This window comes from Pseudoalteromonas sp. S4492 (genome assembly GCF_005886115.1).
GTDB classification, from domain to species: domain Bacteria; phylum Pseudomonadota; class Gammaproteobacteria; order Enterobacterales; family Alteromonadaceae; genus Pseudoalteromonas; species Pseudoalteromonas gelatinilytica.
This window is the reverse complement of record NZ_PNCP01000231.1, coordinates 1-289: the sequence shown is the minus strand read 5'-3', so window position 1 is coordinate 289 and position 289 is coordinate 1. Positions and strand designations below refer to the sequence as shown.

Here is a 289-nt window from a genome sequence, read left to right as displayed (position 1 = left end):
GTGGCTCTTCCGATATCTACTAGGAGATTGAAATTACCCAGACCGTCATTATTGGTAATTCGGTGGTGTCCACCTTCGAATGCAATATGAGCACCCTACGCCATGGTTAAATCGCCCGTCATCGTAAATGACATTAAGCGGCTTTTTAATGTTTTGGGCGTTACTGCCCGAGTGTGGTCAGTCCCTGCATTCACTTCTGACTGGGTAGCAATTTCCAGAAAGCCTTTCACAGTCTCTGTCGCATTACGGACAAACGAGGACAGTCTGTTCTTCAGTGATAGCGGCGTCA

The 289-nt window shown here is 47.4% G+C and carries 1 protein-coding gene; it reads right to left on the bottom strand.

Features of this window, described 5'->3' with window-relative positions; all coding sequences use genetic code 11:
* Window positions 1-95: 95 nt before the first annotated feature.
* A partial coding sequence (locus CWC28_RS22370) for a hypothetical protein (protein ID WP_212746824.1) occupies window positions 96-289 on the bottom strand: 194 nt, incomplete at its 5' end.